Source organism: Vallitaleaceae bacterium 9-2 (assembly GCA_038396585.1).
Lineage (GTDB): Bacteria > Bacillota > Clostridia > Lachnospirales > Vallitaleaceae > UBA1351.
In genome coordinates, this window is record CP121691.1 from 2,284,050 (window position 1) to 2,300,104 (window position 16,055).

Annotated in this window: 15 protein-coding genes, 1 pseudogene, 1 CRISPR repeat array and 1 riboswitch; of the genes and pseudogenes, 3 read left to right on the forward strand and 13 right to left on the reverse strand. The window is 37.2% G+C overall.

Annotation, left to right across the window (positions count from 1 at the left end; genetic code table 11):
• Positions 1-24: 24 nt before the first annotated feature.
• Both pflB and QBE53_10770 read right to left on the reverse strand, forming a co-directional pair.
• On the reverse strand, positions 25-2,256 hold the full coding sequence (pflB, locus tag QBE53_10765) for a formate C-acetyltransferase (protein ID WZL80286.1): 2,232 nt from the start codon (positions 2,254-2,256) through the stop codon (positions 25-27).
• Positions 2,257-2,340: 84 nt separating this feature from the next.
• Positions 2,341-2,423: riboswitch (ZMP/ZTP riboswitch) on the reverse strand.
• Between the two features lie 36 nt (positions 2,424-2,459).
• The gene (locus QBE53_10770) at positions 2,460-3,785 is read right to left on the reverse strand and encodes an NCS2 family permease (GenBank protein WZL80287.1); all 1,326 of its coding nucleotides are present in this window, start codon (positions 3,783-3,785) and stop codon (positions 2,460-2,462) included.
• Between the two features lie 187 nt (positions 3,786-3,972).
• Here QBE53_10770 and msrA point away from each other — a divergent pair, with 187 nt between their 5' ends.
• The 3 genes from msrA to QBE53_10785 all read left to right on the forward strand — a co-directional run bounded on the left by msrA (position 3,973) and on the right by QBE53_10785 (position 6,568).
• Positions 3,973-4,446 carry a peptide-methionine (S)-S-oxide reductase MsrA gene (gene msrA, locus QBE53_10775; protein WZL80288.1) on the forward strand — a complete coding sequence of 158 codons (474 nt, stop codon included), beginning with the start codon at positions 3,973-3,975 and terminating at the stop codon, positions 4,444-4,446.
• A gap of 92 nt (positions 4,447-4,538) precedes the next feature.
• A complete protein-coding gene (locus QBE53_10780) occupies positions 4,539-6,143 on the forward strand; it encodes a peptide chain release factor 3 (GenBank protein WZL80289.1) in 1,605 nt (534 codons plus the stop codon).
• Between the two features lie 86 nt (positions 6,144-6,229).
• Positions 6,230-6,568: a hypothetical protein gene (locus QBE53_10785; GenBank protein ID WZL80290.1), complete on the forward strand. Its 339-nt coding sequence runs from the start codon at positions 6,230-6,232 to the stop codon at positions 6,566-6,568.
• Between the two features lie 59 nt (positions 6,569-6,627).
• Here the strand turns inward: QBE53_10785 and QBE53_10790 are convergent, their stop codons facing one another.
• The 11 genes and pseudogenes from QBE53_10790 to cas4 form a co-directional block, all read right to left on the reverse strand.
• Complete coding sequence (locus tag QBE53_10790) at positions 6,628-7,098, reverse strand: glutathione peroxidase (protein ID WZL80291.1); 471 nt, start codon at positions 7,096-7,098, stop codon at positions 6,628-6,630.
• Positions 7,099-7,634: 536 nt separating this feature from the next.
• Positions 7,635-7,973: a hypothetical protein gene (locus QBE53_10795; protein WZL80292.1), complete on the reverse strand. Its 339-nt coding sequence runs from the start codon at positions 7,971-7,973 to the stop codon at positions 7,635-7,637.
• A 61-nt stretch (positions 7,974-8,034) separates the two neighbouring features.
• Entirely contained in the window at positions 8,035-9,090 is a 1,056-nt protein-coding gene (locus tag QBE53_10800) for a ferritin family protein (protein ID WZL80293.1), read from the reverse strand.
• Positions 9,090-9,770 (reverse strand): rubredoxin, encoded by a 681-nt coding sequence (locus QBE53_10805; GenBank protein ID WZL80294.1) that lies wholly within the window; start codon positions 9,768-9,770, stop codon positions 9,090-9,092. Before QBE53_10805 ends, QBE53_10800 begins: the two co-directional genes overlap by 1 nt.
• 83 nt (positions 9,771-9,853) lie before the next feature.
• Positions 9,854-10,528 carry an alpha/beta hydrolase gene (locus QBE53_10810; GenBank protein WZL80295.1) on the reverse strand — a complete coding sequence of 225 codons (675 nt, stop codon included), beginning with the start codon at positions 10,526-10,528 and terminating at the stop codon, positions 9,854-9,856.
• A complete protein-coding gene (locus tag QBE53_10815; GenBank protein WZL80296.1) occupies positions 10,518-11,435 on the reverse strand; it encodes a hypothetical protein in 918 nt (305 codons plus the stop codon). Before QBE53_10815 ends, QBE53_10810 begins: the two co-directional genes overlap by 11 nt.
• A 14-nt stretch (positions 11,436-11,449) precedes the next feature.
• Positions 11,450-12,364: a serine hydrolase gene (locus QBE53_10820; protein WZL80297.1), complete on the reverse strand. Its 915-nt coding sequence runs from the start codon at positions 12,362-12,364 to the stop codon at positions 11,450-11,452.
• Between the two features lie 199 nt (positions 12,365-12,563).
• Positions 12,564-13,421 (reverse strand): metallophosphoesterase, encoded by an 858-nt coding sequence (locus QBE53_10825; protein WZL80298.1) that lies wholly within the window; start codon positions 13,419-13,421, stop codon positions 12,564-12,566.
• A gap of 102 nt (positions 13,422-13,523) precedes the next feature.
• Positions 13,524-14,016: a CRISPR direct-repeat array (repeat unit 30 nt; unit sequence ATTTCAATACATCGTATGTTACTGTTCAAC).
• 193 nt (positions 14,017-14,209) lie between these two features.
• Positions 14,210-14,503: a CRISPR-associated endonuclease Cas2 gene (cas2, locus tag QBE53_10830; protein ID WZL80299.1), complete on the reverse strand. Its 294-nt coding sequence runs from the start codon at positions 14,501-14,503 to the stop codon at positions 14,210-14,212.
• A gap of 30 nt (positions 14,504-14,533) precedes the next feature.
• Positions 14,534-15,535, reverse strand: a complete 1,002-nt coding sequence (gene cas1b / locus QBE53_10835; GenBank protein ID WZL80300.1) for a type I-B CRISPR-associated endonuclease Cas1b — start codon at positions 15,533-15,535, stop codon at positions 14,534-14,536.
• A gap of 19 nt (positions 15,536-15,554) precedes the next feature.
• A pseudogene (gene cas4 / locus QBE53_10840) lies at positions 15,555-16,048 on the reverse strand (CRISPR-associated protein Cas4).
• Positions 16,049-16,055: the final 7 nt, after the last annotated feature.

Genomic DNA, 16,055 nt, shown 5'->3' on the forward strand with positions numbered 1-16,055 from the left:
TGCTCCTTTCAAAAACATTTATTTTTATATATGATTATGATATGTACGTGCAATGACTTCCAACTGCTGTTCCTTGTTTAAGCGATTAAAATTCACCGCATATCCTGAGACACGTACTGTTAGATTCGGATATTTATCCGGGTGATTCATCGCATCTTTTAACGTGTCCGGGTTTAATACATTGACATTTAAGTGGTGCGCTTTTTGGCTAAAATATCCATCAAGAATAGCCACAAGATTTTTCGTCTTATTCTCTACCTTTTTTCCTAAAGCTTGAGGGTGTATGGAAAATGTACACGAAATTCCGTCTCGACAAGCATCATAAGGAATTTTTGCAACAGACCCTAATGAGGCTAGCGCCCCTTTTGTGTCTCGTCCATGCATTGGGTTTGCCCCGGGTGCAAAAGGTTCGCCTAGGCGTCGTCCATCCGGCGTCGCTCCGGTTTTTTTTCCATAGACCACATTGGAAGTGATTGTTAATATACTTAAAGTATGAATCGCCTCACGATATGTCTCATGTTGACGTAGCTCGTTGATAAAATCTTCGGTGAGTTTCACAGCAATCTTATCAACCCGATCATCATTATTACCAAACTTTGGAAAATCACCTTGAACATCAAAATCTACAATCCACCCCTGTGCATCTGTAATCGGGCGAACTTTGGCGTATTTAATTGCACTTAAAGAATCTGCCATGACAGAAAGTCCTGCCATTCCAAAAGCCATAAACCGTTGAACATAAGTATCATGTAGAGCCATCTGTGTCTTTTCATAGGCATACTTATCATGCATTCGATGAATAATATTCATAATATTGACATATAATTTTGCCAACCATTTTTGGTAAATCTCAAACCGTTCCATTACTTGCTCATAGTCAAGAAATTCTGTTGCTATAGGTTGCATCTGTGGTCCGATTTGATAACCATGTAACTCTTCACGCCCTCCATTTAGGGCAAGCAGCAATACCTTTGGCAAATTACACCTTGCGCCGAAATATTGCATTTGCTTACCGATTTTCATAGCTGATACACAACAAGCAATTCCATAGTCATCGCCATATATCGGCCGCATCAAGTCATCATTTTCATATTGTATTGCATCTGTATCTATCGAAATCTTTGCACAAAATTCTTTAAAAGCCTTCGGTAACTTGTCGGACCATAATACCGTCAAATTAGGCTCTGGTGCAGGGTTTAAATTGTATAGAGTTTGTAACATACGATAGGAAGTCTTGGTTACAAGGGGTCTGCCCCCTTCTGTAAGTCCGCCAACAACTTCTGTAATCCAATTAGGGTCTCCTGCAAATAATTCATTATACTCCGGCGTTCGTAGCTGTCTAACCATCCGAAGCTTCATCACAAAATCATCGATAAGTTCTTGTGCATGGCTTTCATCAAGGACACCTTGGCAAATATCGCGTTCAATATAAATATCAAAAAAATTGCTCACCCGTCCAAGGCTCATCGCCGCTCCATTTTGTTCTTTAACAGCTGCAAGATATCCATAATATGTCCACTGAATTGCTTCACGTGCATTTTTTGCTGGTGCGCTAATATCATCACCATACATTCTAGCCATAGCTTTGAGTTTATCCAAAAAGTCGATTTGACGATGGAGTTCTTCAAGCAAACGAATGCGTTCTTCTGTCATTTGCAACTCACTGATACGGTCTTTATCTTTTTGCTTATCTTGCACAAGAAAGTTAACACCATATAAAGCAATACGACGATAGTCTCCAATAATGCGTCCTCGTCCGTAGGCATCCGGCAAACCAGTAATAATGCCAGCTCGGCGCACCTGTCGCATCTCTTCATTATATACTCGAAAAACGCCATCATTATGTGTCGTTTTATAGGCAAACTCTTGTTCAACCTTGTCACTGAGTTTATATCCATACGCTTCACATGCACTTCTTGCCATGCGAATTCCACCAAACGGATTAACACCACGCTTAAGCGGTTCATCTGTTTGCAAGCCTACAATACACTCGTTTTTCTTATCCACATATCCTGGTGAAAAAGTTAAAAGCGAGGAAACCGTCTCTGTGTCAATATCCAAAACCCCACCTTGATCTAGTTCTTGCTGTCGAAGTGCTTCATACTGGGCATAGACTTTTTTTGTTCTTGCTGTCGGTCCGCATAAAAATATAGGTTCTTCTTCATACAGCCTATAATTAAGATGAATAAAATCTTGTACATGAATGGTCTCACTCCAATGACCTACTTGAAACCCTTGCCATGCATCTTGCTTCATAACACACACCCTTTCCTAAAACTATTGTCTTATTTACATCGCGTTCCAGAAAAAAAGACCACCTGAACAAAAAAGAACACGTGTCTTTTTCGCCCAGGCGGTCGGCATATGTTTTCTGTACTCCCATAGGGTTTAATCCCACTAATCCGCCAGTCATACAGAACAAAGTATATATTTAATATACATGATTTTCTAGGTATTGTCTAGAAAAAGATAAATTTTAAAACAAAGAGTATGGTCAACACATACATCAACGGATGCACATCTTTTCGGTTCTTTGAAAAGACATTAACTACTGTATAACTAATAACACCAAATGCGATACCTTCAGATATACTGTACATAATCGGCATTACAATTACAGTTAAAAATGCTGGAATACCTTTTGTTGGGTCTGCAAAGTTAATCTTCATCACCGATTCCATCATGTAAAATCCTACAATGATTAAGGCTGGTGCTGTTGCAAAAGATGGAATAGCTGCAAACAATGGAGCAAATGGTAGTGCCAACAAGAATAAAATAGCTGTTGTCAATGCCGTAAGTCCGGTACGTCCACCGTCCGCTACACCTGCTGCACTCTCCACATATGTTGTGGTCGTTGATGTTCCGATCATCGCACCAAATGTAGTTCCTATTGCATCTGCAAGTAAGGCTTGCTTTGCTTTTGGAAGTTTGCCTTCTTTATCTAAAAACCCTGCTTTTGAGGATACACCAATAAGTGTTCCTAATGTATCAAATAAATCTACAAACAAAAAGGATAGCATAATGACCCAAAAATCAAGATTTGCAAGTGCTGCAAAATCAAATCTAAACAACAATAGTCCACTGGTTTCAATAGGTGCTGCTATTGCGCTTGGAATAACAGAGAATGTATTTTCCATATCCGGAACATACCAGCCAATTCCTTCCGCAACAATTGCTAAAACCCATGTTATGATGATTCCGTATAAAATTGACCCTTTAACTTTTTTAACAACAAGAACTGCTGTAATAATTACACCTAACAAAGCTAGAACAACAGGTGCTTGGGTAATGTCTTCTGTTATCGCAACAAGTGTTGCATCATTTGCAACAACAATACCTGCATTTTGAAAACCGATAAATGCAATAAATAAACCGATACCGGCACTTACTGCGTATTTTAATGTCATAGGAATTGCATTAAATAATGCTTCACGCACATTAACAAATGTTAATATAATAAAGATAATACCTTCGATTAAAATAGCCGTTAATGCTTGTTGCCATGTTAATCTGCCAGCTAAAACAACTGTAAACGCAAAAAAAGCATTTAACCCCATCCCAGGAGCCAATGCAAACGGATAGTTCGCAAGTAAGGCCATCGCTGTCGTTCCGACAAAAGCCGCTAAAGCTGTTGCAACAAAGACTGCATTAAATGTTACTTCGCCTCCGATTGCACTTAAGATGTTCGGGTTGACAATTAGTATATACGCCATTGTCATAAAAGTAGTAAATCCTGCTAGAATTTCAGTTCTAACATTTGTGTTGTGTTCTTTGAGTTGAAACATATGATACCCCTTTCATGTAGTAAAGTAGTAATACTTACAGAGATATTCTACATAGTTTGAAATCTACTGTCAATCACTTTCAAACTTTTTGGCAATATACTCAATAGCCATCAACCATATCCGAACAAAATCATACCAAATAGACCAAAAATATGTTATAATGTACGTACATAAAGGAGGTATTCAAATGAAAAAAATAGTATTTGCAGGTGGATGCTTTTGGGGTGTCGAAGAATATTTTTCTCGAATTCCCGGTATCTTATCAACAAAAGTCGGCTATGCCAATGGAACCGTTAAAAATCCTTCCTATGAGTTGGTCTGTTCAGGTACAACGCATCATGCAGAAGCTGTACATATAGAGTATGATCCTTATACTGTATCTTTACCTCAACTTTTAAATGCCTATTGGCAAATCATTGACCCTACCGTACTTAATCGCCAAGGTCCTGATGTCGGAAGTCAGTACCGAACAGGCATCTATTATATAGACCCCAGCGACTATGATATAATTAAAGAAAGCCTCTATGATGAACAAAACCGATATAGTGATCCAATTGTTACTGAAATCAAACCTCTAGAGAGCTTTTTTGATGCCGAAGAATATCATCAACGCTATCTCAAAAAAAATCCTAATGGATATTGTCACATAAAGCTTAACTAATTCTTAGATTCTATTGACATTCATCCTATATCATTATACTCTATAAAAGGAAATTTTGAACTTATGTTACTCTATATAGTAAAGGATCGATTATGACAAAGACAAACCAATATATGAACGAAATAAAAAAACGTCGTACATTTGCAATTATCTCTCATCCTGATGCAGGAAAAACAACATTAACTGAAAAGTTTCTATTATATGGTGGAGCCATTCGTGAAGCTGGATCTGTAAAGTCACGTCGCTCGAACAAGCACGCTGTATCTGACTGGATGGAGATTGAAAAACAAAGAGGTATCTCTGTAACATCTTCTGTTTTACAATTTAACTACGACGGTTATTGTATTAATATCCTTGACACACCTGGGCATCAAGATTTTAGTGAAGATACATATCGGACACTGGTTGCAGCTGACAACGCTGTCATGGTTCTTGACTGTGCAAAGGGTGTCGAAGCACAGACAAAGAAACTGTTCCAAGTATGTAAGTTGAGAAATATACCTATTTTTACATTTATCAATAAATTAGACCGCCAAGGTTTAGACCCTTATGAGTTGCTTGAAGACTTAGAAAATGTTCTAGGCATTCGCTCTTGCCCCATGAACTGGCCTATAGGCATGGGAAAAGATTTTCGTGGAATTTACCACCGTGAAAAAGAAGTCGTCCAACTTTTTGGCGCCGGAAATCATGGACAGTCCAAAACCGAAAACACCTTTGTCAAAATAGATGACGAACGTATTGAATCTCTTTTAGGTCCTGCCTTGTACGAACAGCTCCTTGAAGATATTGAATTACTTGATGAAGCGGGCGACCCTTATGATCTGGATAAAATTCTTCGAGGCGAATTAACCCCTGTATTTTTTGGAAGTGCTTTGACTAACTTTGGCGTCGAACCTTTTCTTGAAGACTTTTTAAATATAAGCACCTCACCTATGGCAAGAAAAAGCAACGAAGGTCTTGTTGACCCTATGGGCAATAACTTTAGTGGATTTGTATTTAAAATTCAAGCGAATATGAATCCTGCGCATCGTGACCGTATTGCTTTTTTACGGATTTGTTCAGGGAAGTTTGAAAAAGACATGATGGTTAATCATATACAAAAAAAGAAAAAAGTCAAACTCTCTCAGCCACAACAGTTCATGGCTCAAGATCGTTCAATTGTTGATGAAGCATATTCTGGAGATATTATCGGTATTCATGACCCTGGTATCTACAAAATTGGTGATACGCTTGCTGTAGGCTCTTCCACATTACAGTTTGCTGATATTCCTCAATTTGCCCCCGAACATTTTATGCGCATATCCACAGTTAATGCACTTAAACGGAAGCAATTTTTAAAGGGTATTCAGCAATTATCCGAAGAAGGGTCCATTCAAATTTTTAAGCGTCCATTTACCGGTTCTGAAGAAATCATTATTGGGGTTGTCGGCGTATTGCAGTTTGATGTATTAGAATATCGATTAAACAATGAATACAATGTTGAAATCTCTAAACATGCCCTTCCACACAAGTATGTACGTTGGGTTGAGATGGATGATTTTGACGATCAAAAATTAAAAACTTCCATGGATGCTATGCTTGTCTATAGCGAAAAAGAACAGCCTGTACTTTTATTCCAATATGAATGGTCGATTAAGCAAACCCTTGATAAAAATAAAGGCATGCAATTATTAGAGACCTCTTCCTCTTTTGAGTAAAATGTATTTTTATCTTTCTATTTGAACGGTTTTCTGATATTATATATGTGTAAAGGTTTTTATAAATATATAAATGGAGGTTTAATATGTCAGAAAACAATAATGTGAAGGAATTATTTACACAAGAGGACATTCAAAAAAATAAGGGTATGGCAATACTTGCATATATCATCTTTTTTGTTCCGCTTCTTGTTGATGGAGCAAAGGATTCACCTTTTGTGAAATTCCATGTTAACCAAGGATTACTCCTTGTCTTGGGCTATCTCGCACTTTCTGTTATCGGAATGGTTCCAATTCTTGGCTGGATTATCAGTGTTCTTGGCTGGTTAGTGCTAGTTGTTATCCACCTTATTACGCTTATCGGCGCAGCCAATGGACAAGCTAAAAAGTTACCATTAGTTGGCGATATCAAATTAATCAAGTAAAATAAAAAGGTTGATGCCCTCTTGGCTATCAACCTTTTCTATATTTATCCTATCCATTGCTATAATAATGCTTCTATATCTTCTGCTATCTTTTCAGGTTCAACCGTTGGTGCATAACGTTTAATGACATTGCCCTCACGGTCAACTAAGAATTTTGTAAAGTTCCACTTAATCTTTGAACCCAAAAGACCTCCTTTTTCTTTTTTCAAAAACTCAAATAGCGGGGCGGTATTTTCTCCATTGACATCAATTTTATCAAACACCTTAAAAGTCACGCCAAATCGCGATTCACAAAAAGTCTTGATTTCTTCTATGTCTCCCGGTGCCTGATTGGCAAACTGATTACACGGGAAATCCAAAAGTTCAAATCCTTGCTCTTTATACTTTTCATATAGCTGTTGTAAGCCACTATATTGAGGTGTCAATCCACATGCTGTCGCCGAGTTAATAATCAGCAATACTTTTCCTTTATACGCTTCTAATTTAATGTCTTCTCCATTAGCATCCCGTACATAAATATCATATAACATATCAATAACCTCCTTATGTTTTGTTATGAAAATTATACCATATCTCGTTTTTAGTGTAAAGCACAATTCAATTGTGCACAATCTTTAATAGTTCAAAATACTTAGGTTTTTACATTAAATTATCTGACTTTTCTCTTTACATTTGCGAGATGTGTGATATAATTAGATTATAGAAGAAAGAGCAACACTTCTTCTTACATGCCCTATTCACTTATTAACCTTGACAAATTATAAAAGTAGTTTGCATCAAGTAGTAGTATAGATGTTGGGTATAAAAAACCCTATAAGTAAAGTAGTAAAGTAAGACAACACCAAGTAAAGTGTTGAAGAAGTACAAGCAACATCGAAGTAAGTAATGCTTTTGATATTTTAAAAGCAAATTTTTAGGTATATGTATTAAGAGAATCTAGTATTTATGCTTTGGAAGGAATGAACAAGCAATTAGTATATGTATAACAATAAGTTGAATATGGTATGGTAAAAAGCCGATGGTTAATTAATAACGTATCGGCTTTTTATTGTGCTTTTATATGGATTTATAATGTAATAATTGCATAGCCTGCTTCAATATACTTTGCCATGGATGGATGTCCACTCATATCGCCAACAATTGGAATGCCTACCGTTTCATTATATTCAAGAACCCCCATCTTCGCTGAGCATCCTTGACATATTCCATCAATCAAGCCTTTTTCTTTCGCCTTCATATATAACGGATTCATTGCCTCTTCCATTTGCTGAACGAGCTTTACAGCCTCTCCTTCAATGACAATCAAGCCTCCCATGCCCTTTTCATGCAGCTCTAATCCATTGAGCAACACATGTACAAAGCACATCGGATCTCCTTTAAACGCAAACAATACAGTTTTATTCATTGTCTCCTCCTATGGTAAATCAATAGAATCCGGTAGCAAAGCTACCGGATTAATTATAGTATTAATAGTTTTCAGAACGCACTTCAAAATAACATTGTTCATAGCGACATACCGGACATACAACCGGAGCTTTTTTACCCATCACAAGGTGTCCACATACACGACATTCCCACATAGCTTCTTCGCCTTTTTCAAAGACTTGTTGCATCTCAACATTTTTAAGCAGCGCGCGGTAGCGTTCTTCGTGAGATTTTTCGATGGCACCCACACGTCTAAACTTTGCAGCTAATGATTTGAATCCTTCTTCTTCTGCATCTTTTGCAAAACGTTCATACATGTCTGTCCACTCATAGTTTTCACCTTCTGCTGCAGCAAGTAGATTCTCAGCAGTCGTTCCAATATGACCTAATTCTTCAAACCAAAGCTTTGCGTGTTCTTGTTCATTGCGTGCAGTTTTTAAAAATATTTCACCTAATTGATCATAACCTTCTTGTTTTGCAACACCGGCAAAATATGTGTACTTATTACGCGCTTGGCTTTCTCCTGAAAACGCTTCCATTAAATTTTTTTCTGTTTTTGTTCCTGCATACTTGTTTTGATCTGCCATTTTTTTGTCTCCTTCTTCTTTACTCATTTTTAATAAATCCAGCAATTGCTGAATAACTACCTTCATTGAACTATCCGTTGTCTGTGCATTCAACAGCTCCAACAATAGCTTTCGTGTATTCTTGCTTTGAGGTGTCATATATCCCGCTTCACGCACAAGATCTTCTGCCATGATACGATTCGAATACCGAAGGGCTTTTGCTAATTGTTTTATTATGGCATCTTGGGTATTTTCCTCAATATTCTTAGCGATACGTTCTTGTTGCGTCTTGCTTTCGGCTAATTGAAAAAGAGTATTTACAACTTCCTCTTTCTTATTTTGTTGCTCTGGATATACTTCTGGAACAAGTGAAATCGCATGCGACGGACACGCATCCACACATAAGCGACATCCATCCAGACACTTTTCAGGATCAATCTGCCCTGTCTCTGTATCTGTTGCTCCGGTCGGACATACATACAAGCATAGACAGTCTTTGGTACATAAACGTATATTACGAACGGCATGCATTATTTTTCCTCCCTTTGTATTTCCATTAGCTTCATACTTGGCACTTTACATACCGGACAAATTTCCGGTGAATCATTGCTTAAAGAGATAAATCCACATATTTCACAAACATACACCTTGGTGTTCTCAAGTAAAGTCGCTTGCTGTTTTTCATAGCGTGAAAAAATTGCATTGATGATTTTGCTGACTTTTTCACTCCAAGTCAGGGCTCTTAAGCTACCTCTGTCCATCGCACGTCTTGCTTGATTATTGGCTTCACCAAAGCCATAATCTAAGTCTTTTTGAAGTAATATGCGCATAGCTTCAAAAGAATCCTCTGTTAAAACTTGACTACGCTGTGCATAATGATTAGCTAATTCTTGAAATAATTTGGATTCGTCAGGTAAATACTGCTTTTCGCATCCTTTGGCTAAGTTTGAAAAGATGACACTTAATTGTGCATTCGATCTTTCAGCCTTATCTTGTGACACTCCTAACGTTGTAGAGTCGCTTACAGGTTTTTGCTCATCCTTTTGTTCTGCTTGTTGCAAGACAAACTCATCCTTTGTCGCTCCACATAAAGGGCACATAAAGTCGTTCGGCACTTCCCTCCAGACGGTACCCGGCAAAATATTCTCTTGGGGCCGTCCTAGTGCTTCATCGTAAATATAACCACATACTGTACAGATATACTTTTGCATGATTACACCTCCCACATTCTATTCTAAATGGTTTTCAGAAAATTATCAAGCATTATATTGTAATTATTATTTTTTTGTAATGATTACAAAAAGCTTTCTACAACCTTATTAAATATGGAAGGATTTTTATGTGCAACAAAGTGATCTCCTTCAAGAATAGATAAACGCGCATCGGGTATCAAATCACAAATCAACTGCGTATGTTTCTTCTTAATCATATCTCGAGTCCCTGCAATAACAAGCGTCTTAGCTTTAATTGCACTTAATTCATGAGGGTCAATATTAGGGTCATGGACCATAAGTCTAAATAACTCTGCCATATGCTTGGCTTTTTTATTAAAAAAAGCCAACGGGCACATTACCCAATACAGCAACGTAATTGGAACTTGATAGATTGGTTTTACCCCCTTTGCAGATAGATTGGACCCATTAAGAATCAATTTGTCCACTCGATTCGGATACATCATGGCAAACAACGTTGCAATATTACCCCCATCTGAAAAACCTAATAGGTGGGCTTTTTCTATATCATGTTCTTCAAAAAAAGCATATAGGTCTTTTACAAATTGTCGAATGGTAAATGGTGCTTCTCCTCGAGGGCTTTTGCCGTGCCCTCTGGTATCAATTGCAATCACGTGATAAAAGTGCTTAAAATAGTCTATTTGATGTGTAAAGTACGAATGATCTTCTCCATTCCCATGAAGTAGAATCAATACTTCCCCTTTTCCAGCTTCTTCATAATATAGATTAATCTTCATCCTCTCCCTCTAAAAAATCTTTAACAAGACCTGTATAATTTGGCGAAAATTCATGCCCCAAATGCTCTATCCATTGTTTTGAAACCTTAACACCATCGAATTTTAACTTCTGGTATAGTCTTAGGCTTTGGTCAAAGCAATCACGATCATCCTTGCCACACATAATGAATACTCTTGTCTTCTTAGACCTTAGTGCTAAGGTCAACGCTTCAATCGAGGTATCGCTCAATGGAATCCATGGTGATTGAAGAATAAGTGTATCGCATTCAATTGCTTCATCCAACATAGCCTTTAAGATAACATGGCACCCAGCAGAAAATCCACATAGCACCGTCTCTTCATATTGATGCCACATCGTGGATTCCAAGACTTTTTTTAATTGTTCTTCATCCGCTAGGTTATCTTCCCAGCGATAGATTCCATAAGAATCAATATGTTTAGATTGTACATATTCGACTTGGTAACCTAACGCTTCTAAAAATCCCCAAGCATTTTGACTGTCTTGAATATTTTGTTGGTTACCATGTAACGCCAAGGCTAGACAGTTTTTTTCCTTGGCATTCCATGTACAAATGGTCTGAGCTGATTTTTCCGCCTCATAAAAACGTTCATCCGATATACTTTTACACCGCTTAAATCGCTCTGTATCCCGTATGTTATCTAGGTCATCATCCTCAAACACTTGGGGACGATACCATAACCCACGCTCTACAATCGCCTCTTCAAGGTATGTAAGCGCTTCTTCATCCTTATCTATTATTGATGCTAGACAATACAAAAAGTTATAATACTGGGAGTCCAACTGTTCCCATTGCCCACTATGATTTTTCAAATATAGATAAGCTTGTTCAGGACCTGTTTCTTCCAATAAATTCAAAGCGTGATTCAATGCATTTTCTTGGGTCATCGTTACCTCCTTATTTAAGACAGAAATGGTATAATCTCTTTTTGAATAAGTTCAACACGATCCTTTGCTCGTGGCATAAAGCTTGATGCAATAGCAACTACAACACTAGTACGTGGACATATGTAGATTACATTACCGCCATCTCCAATTGCGGCATAAGCCGGAGAATTTTCTTGGTCAAAAACCCACCATAGATAGCCATATGCTAATTCACCCCAGCTACTGTGCTGCCTAGTACTTTCCTCAATCCATGCCTGAGAAATCAAACGCTTTCCCTTCCATATCCCTTGATTTAAATACAATTGTCCAAGTTTTAGCATATCAACAGGTTTTAACGTTAGCCCCCATCCTGCAGTATTGATTCCTTGGGGATCAACCACCCATTCATCCACATGCTTATTTTTCAAAAAATCTATATGCTCCTCTTTCGTATAAATATAGCGTCGAGCTGGTCTTTGAATATCCAATGGTTGGAATAAAAATTTCCAGGCAAAATCAACTACCGATATACCTGTTGCCTGTTCAAGAATACCGGATAAAATTTGAACTCCTACCGTAGAATACTTAAAGGTTCCTACCTCTTTTTTCCCTCCCAGTAAATCTAGCGCTGCTTTTGTCCAATCCTCACTAGAATATACTTTTGTATATGGTTCATATTGATACTTATAGGGGGCTGTCATCGTCAAAAGATCATAGATTGTAACTTCATAAATTCTTTTTTCTCGTCTTTTGACAACGTATTCCGGGAAAAAATCCAAAACCTTCTGGCGAACATCTATTATCGCTCCTTGATCGATAGCAATACCGATAAGCATAGACAAAAGACTTTTTGTAACCGATGCTACATGAACGTTATCTTCTCGTCTATACCCTTGATAATACTGCTCGTACAGGCACCTTTCTCCTTGTGCAATAACTATTCCCGTCATGTTATGATACTCTTTTCTTATAAGGTTATCTAAAGACTTCCATTGATATTGTCGCATAAAATATCGTTATTTTTTCTACGTAGATTCCTTGGTTTATATGTTACCAAGAAATAACTTCCTCCTCTTCTCGTCATTTAGATCTTGATCTAAGTTGAGTCTAACCCAATATAAAATGTATTTCAAGCAAACTTTTAAAAGATTATCTTTTCTTTTCTAAAGTTGCAATGACAAGCTGAGGGCGGTTATTAATACGCAAAGGAAAAAGGCTATTGCCTAAACCTCGACTGACAATCATCTGACCTGAATCTTTCGAATATAGACCATTAGCATATTTTGGGAAAACCCCTTGATGCGGGGCTAATATCGGACCAACCAAAGGAAGACGAATCTGACCTCCATGGGCATGACCGCTAAAGGTCAAGTCAATGCCTTGATCGACATATATTTCAAACATCTCAGGACGATGGGATAGCAAAATCGTATAAGGATCATCAGGTTTTATTAAGGATGCCAATGTACGCTTCATATAATGTGCATCGGATTCTTCTTGATTGTCTTTTTCAAAGAAGGGATCATTGACACCTAAAAGTCTTATCTGCTCTTCTTGATGTTCAAGCGTTATCCCTTCATTATCTAGCATGACAACACCCGCTTGAAGCATATCTTGCTTAAGTTTATCAAACGCTGTGCTAACACGTGCTTCATGATTTCCCGTAACATAATAAACTGGAGCGATACTCACAGCTCCATTGACAAATTCCATCGCAATCTCTACATCCGTACTATAAGAATCAATAAGGTCTCCAGTAATAACAATAATATCTGGTGCCTCCTTTTTAATCGCTTTTAACAAAGCTTCTTGGTTAGCGCCAAATCGCGTGTTGTGCAAATCCGATACGTGGGCTATGGAAAATCCTTCAAAGCTTTTAGGTAACTCCTTGCTTCTTGCAGTTATATAAGTTAATTGAATCGAAGTGTTCCCCCAATGTAGCCATACGCTCAAGATAATAAGCAACACTACACCAATGGTTAGTCTTCTATTGTTTATATTAATCATGTCTTACTCCGTTTCACAATTTTGCGCGTAGGCTTTTGTTGCTATAATATATAGGACTGTTCAAGTAAGTCCTGGATTATGGAACGTATTAGCTTTCAACAGATTTCAATACATCCTATGTTACTGTTCAACATTAAAACAATTCTAGGTCATACACGTGTTACGACAACATTTCAATACATCGTATGTTACTGTTCAACATGTTGAGTTTGACGATCAGGACACAGACTATTCCGATTTCAATACATCGTATGTTACTGTTCAACTACCGCTGTCGCTGGGGTCACTGTGCAATATGCGCATTTCAATACATCGTATGTTACTGTTCAACTTGTACTTATACATCTTGTGGCAAGGGCCGTTGATGGATTTCAATACATCGTATGTTACTGTTCAACTATTCACGCTTTTATGGATTGCAATCGTCATTGGTATTTCAATACATCGTATGTTACTGTTCAACTTCTAGGGAATGGTCGGATACCTATGGACAATATATATTTCAATACATCGTATGTTACTGTTCAACAAAAGACCTCCTTTCAATAGAAATATTTAATAAGGCATTTCAATACATCGTATGTTACTGTTCAACCAAGACAAACACAGGCTTTATCATTTTTCCTGTAAGCTCTATACGCTTTATTCTAGCCTATTTCGTCCTTTTTTTCCAATTAAACTTTGATTAAAGACTATAAGATACCAAAACATTCCCAAGACTATATACATAGGCTATTTACGAATTTGTCAGAATATTCACACCTGGAAAGTATGTATGGTTTTATGCATTAAATGAACAAACCATCTTCCGGTTCTTTTTTACTCGTTCCAATAATTTCCTCATCAAACATATATTCTCCCAACATTTTTATGATTGTTATGTGATCTTCTTCGGGGTCAATAATAGTGCATATTTCTTTTTTTAAACGCATTAATTTTGATGGTGTAATCTCACCTCGAAACACTGATAATTGATGGTGCTGAAGATATTTTTTGCAAATTTTAAAGACTTTTCCAACTCTTTTTTCTCCGACATCATAGAAGACAAATACATATCCATAATTTTTTTTGGATCGCTCCATCTCTTTCTCCTTAATTTTCCTTAAACTCAATTAACATTTTTTGTTCACTGAAAACGCATGATACGCTTTACCTTCCATCAAGTATTTAATCATTTTATATCCTTCATATTTAATAGCTGTCTCATATCGAACTTTTCGATGTAATCGACTATGTTCAAACGTTGTTGATATGCGTTCCTCAAATGCTTTGATTACGATTTTGCGGCCAGCTTCATTGAGTAAGCAGTAATTTAAAGCGCTGTCAAAATGTTTATCCACACGAAGTTTTCGATTGTTGACCAAGTCAAAAATCGTCTTAAAAACTAACTCCGACTTAAATACTTCTGCCAAGTCTAAGCTTAGCGAAAATCTAGCTTCTGACGGTTCATGAAGAAAACTTATCGTTTGATCCAGATGGGTGTGATATAGCATAGTTATTGTTTTGGCGTATAACATTGAATTCAAAAACGAGATGAGTGCATTGATTGGATTATCCGGTGGTCGCCGTACCCGTTTTGAAAAAACAAAGTCTTCATGTAAAACCATCGGAAAAGTGCCATAAAATAGAGACCACAGTTTTCCTTCAACAGACATAATCTGTCGAATATCTTGTGCTGGTCTTAACCAATTAGAGATTTCCCCACAAAAATCTATAACTGGCTTTACTTCCTTTTTTTCATGACGATAGTAATGATACAATAACGCAGATATATTTTCTGCAGTTCCTCTTACGATTTCCCTAGCAATTTCCAATCTTCTATCATCCGAGTACGCCAATGCTTGCTGAACTTTTAGCCGTCCACTTAGTAAGTAGTCTTTGGGATAATATGTTCCGATATAATGTCCATAGTAGTCAAAAAAATGCATGACGATTCCTGCCATACTTAAAACCTGTAGTAATTTTGTGTTGATTGTCACCTCATTGAATAAATATAGCTCTCGAATATTCTCAATCGGCATATGGGTCAAGCGACCGGAAGTATCTCGGAAACTAATACTATTTTCCCGTCTTTTTAATTCTCCTGTTGAAAATATATACTTTGTCTTCCCCATTTTCTCCTCCTATCTATTGCTACAAATAGCAATATTCATAATAGGCACATTTTTTACATGTCGGTTTATCTAAAACATCCGGAACAAGCGTTCCTGAGATTAAAGATTCAATATCCTGTATTAGCTGTAGCAAATCATCTTCTAATACATCCGTCAATTCAACATAATGTATTTTTTTGCTTGCTTTTTGGTCTCAAGTATTTCTATTTTTCCTTTTCGATTGATTCCTTTTTGTTTAAGAATATGCAGATAAAAAAGAACTTGCCACTGGACCGCTTCCATATCTGCATCTGACTTTTTGATTTCAACAAGATACTCTTGAGTCAACTTATCAATCCGTATATTTTCAACAGCCAGCTCATGAACCTTGCTCTTTTCCAATTCCAACTGATGTAGCACTCGCCCAATCTGTACATCTTCTGAATTATCCTCAAGATTCAGTCGATTGCCCGCCAAATAACATTGGCGCTTACAATGAAAATAATAATTAATCAACGTTCCATTAACTTTCATCCTTATC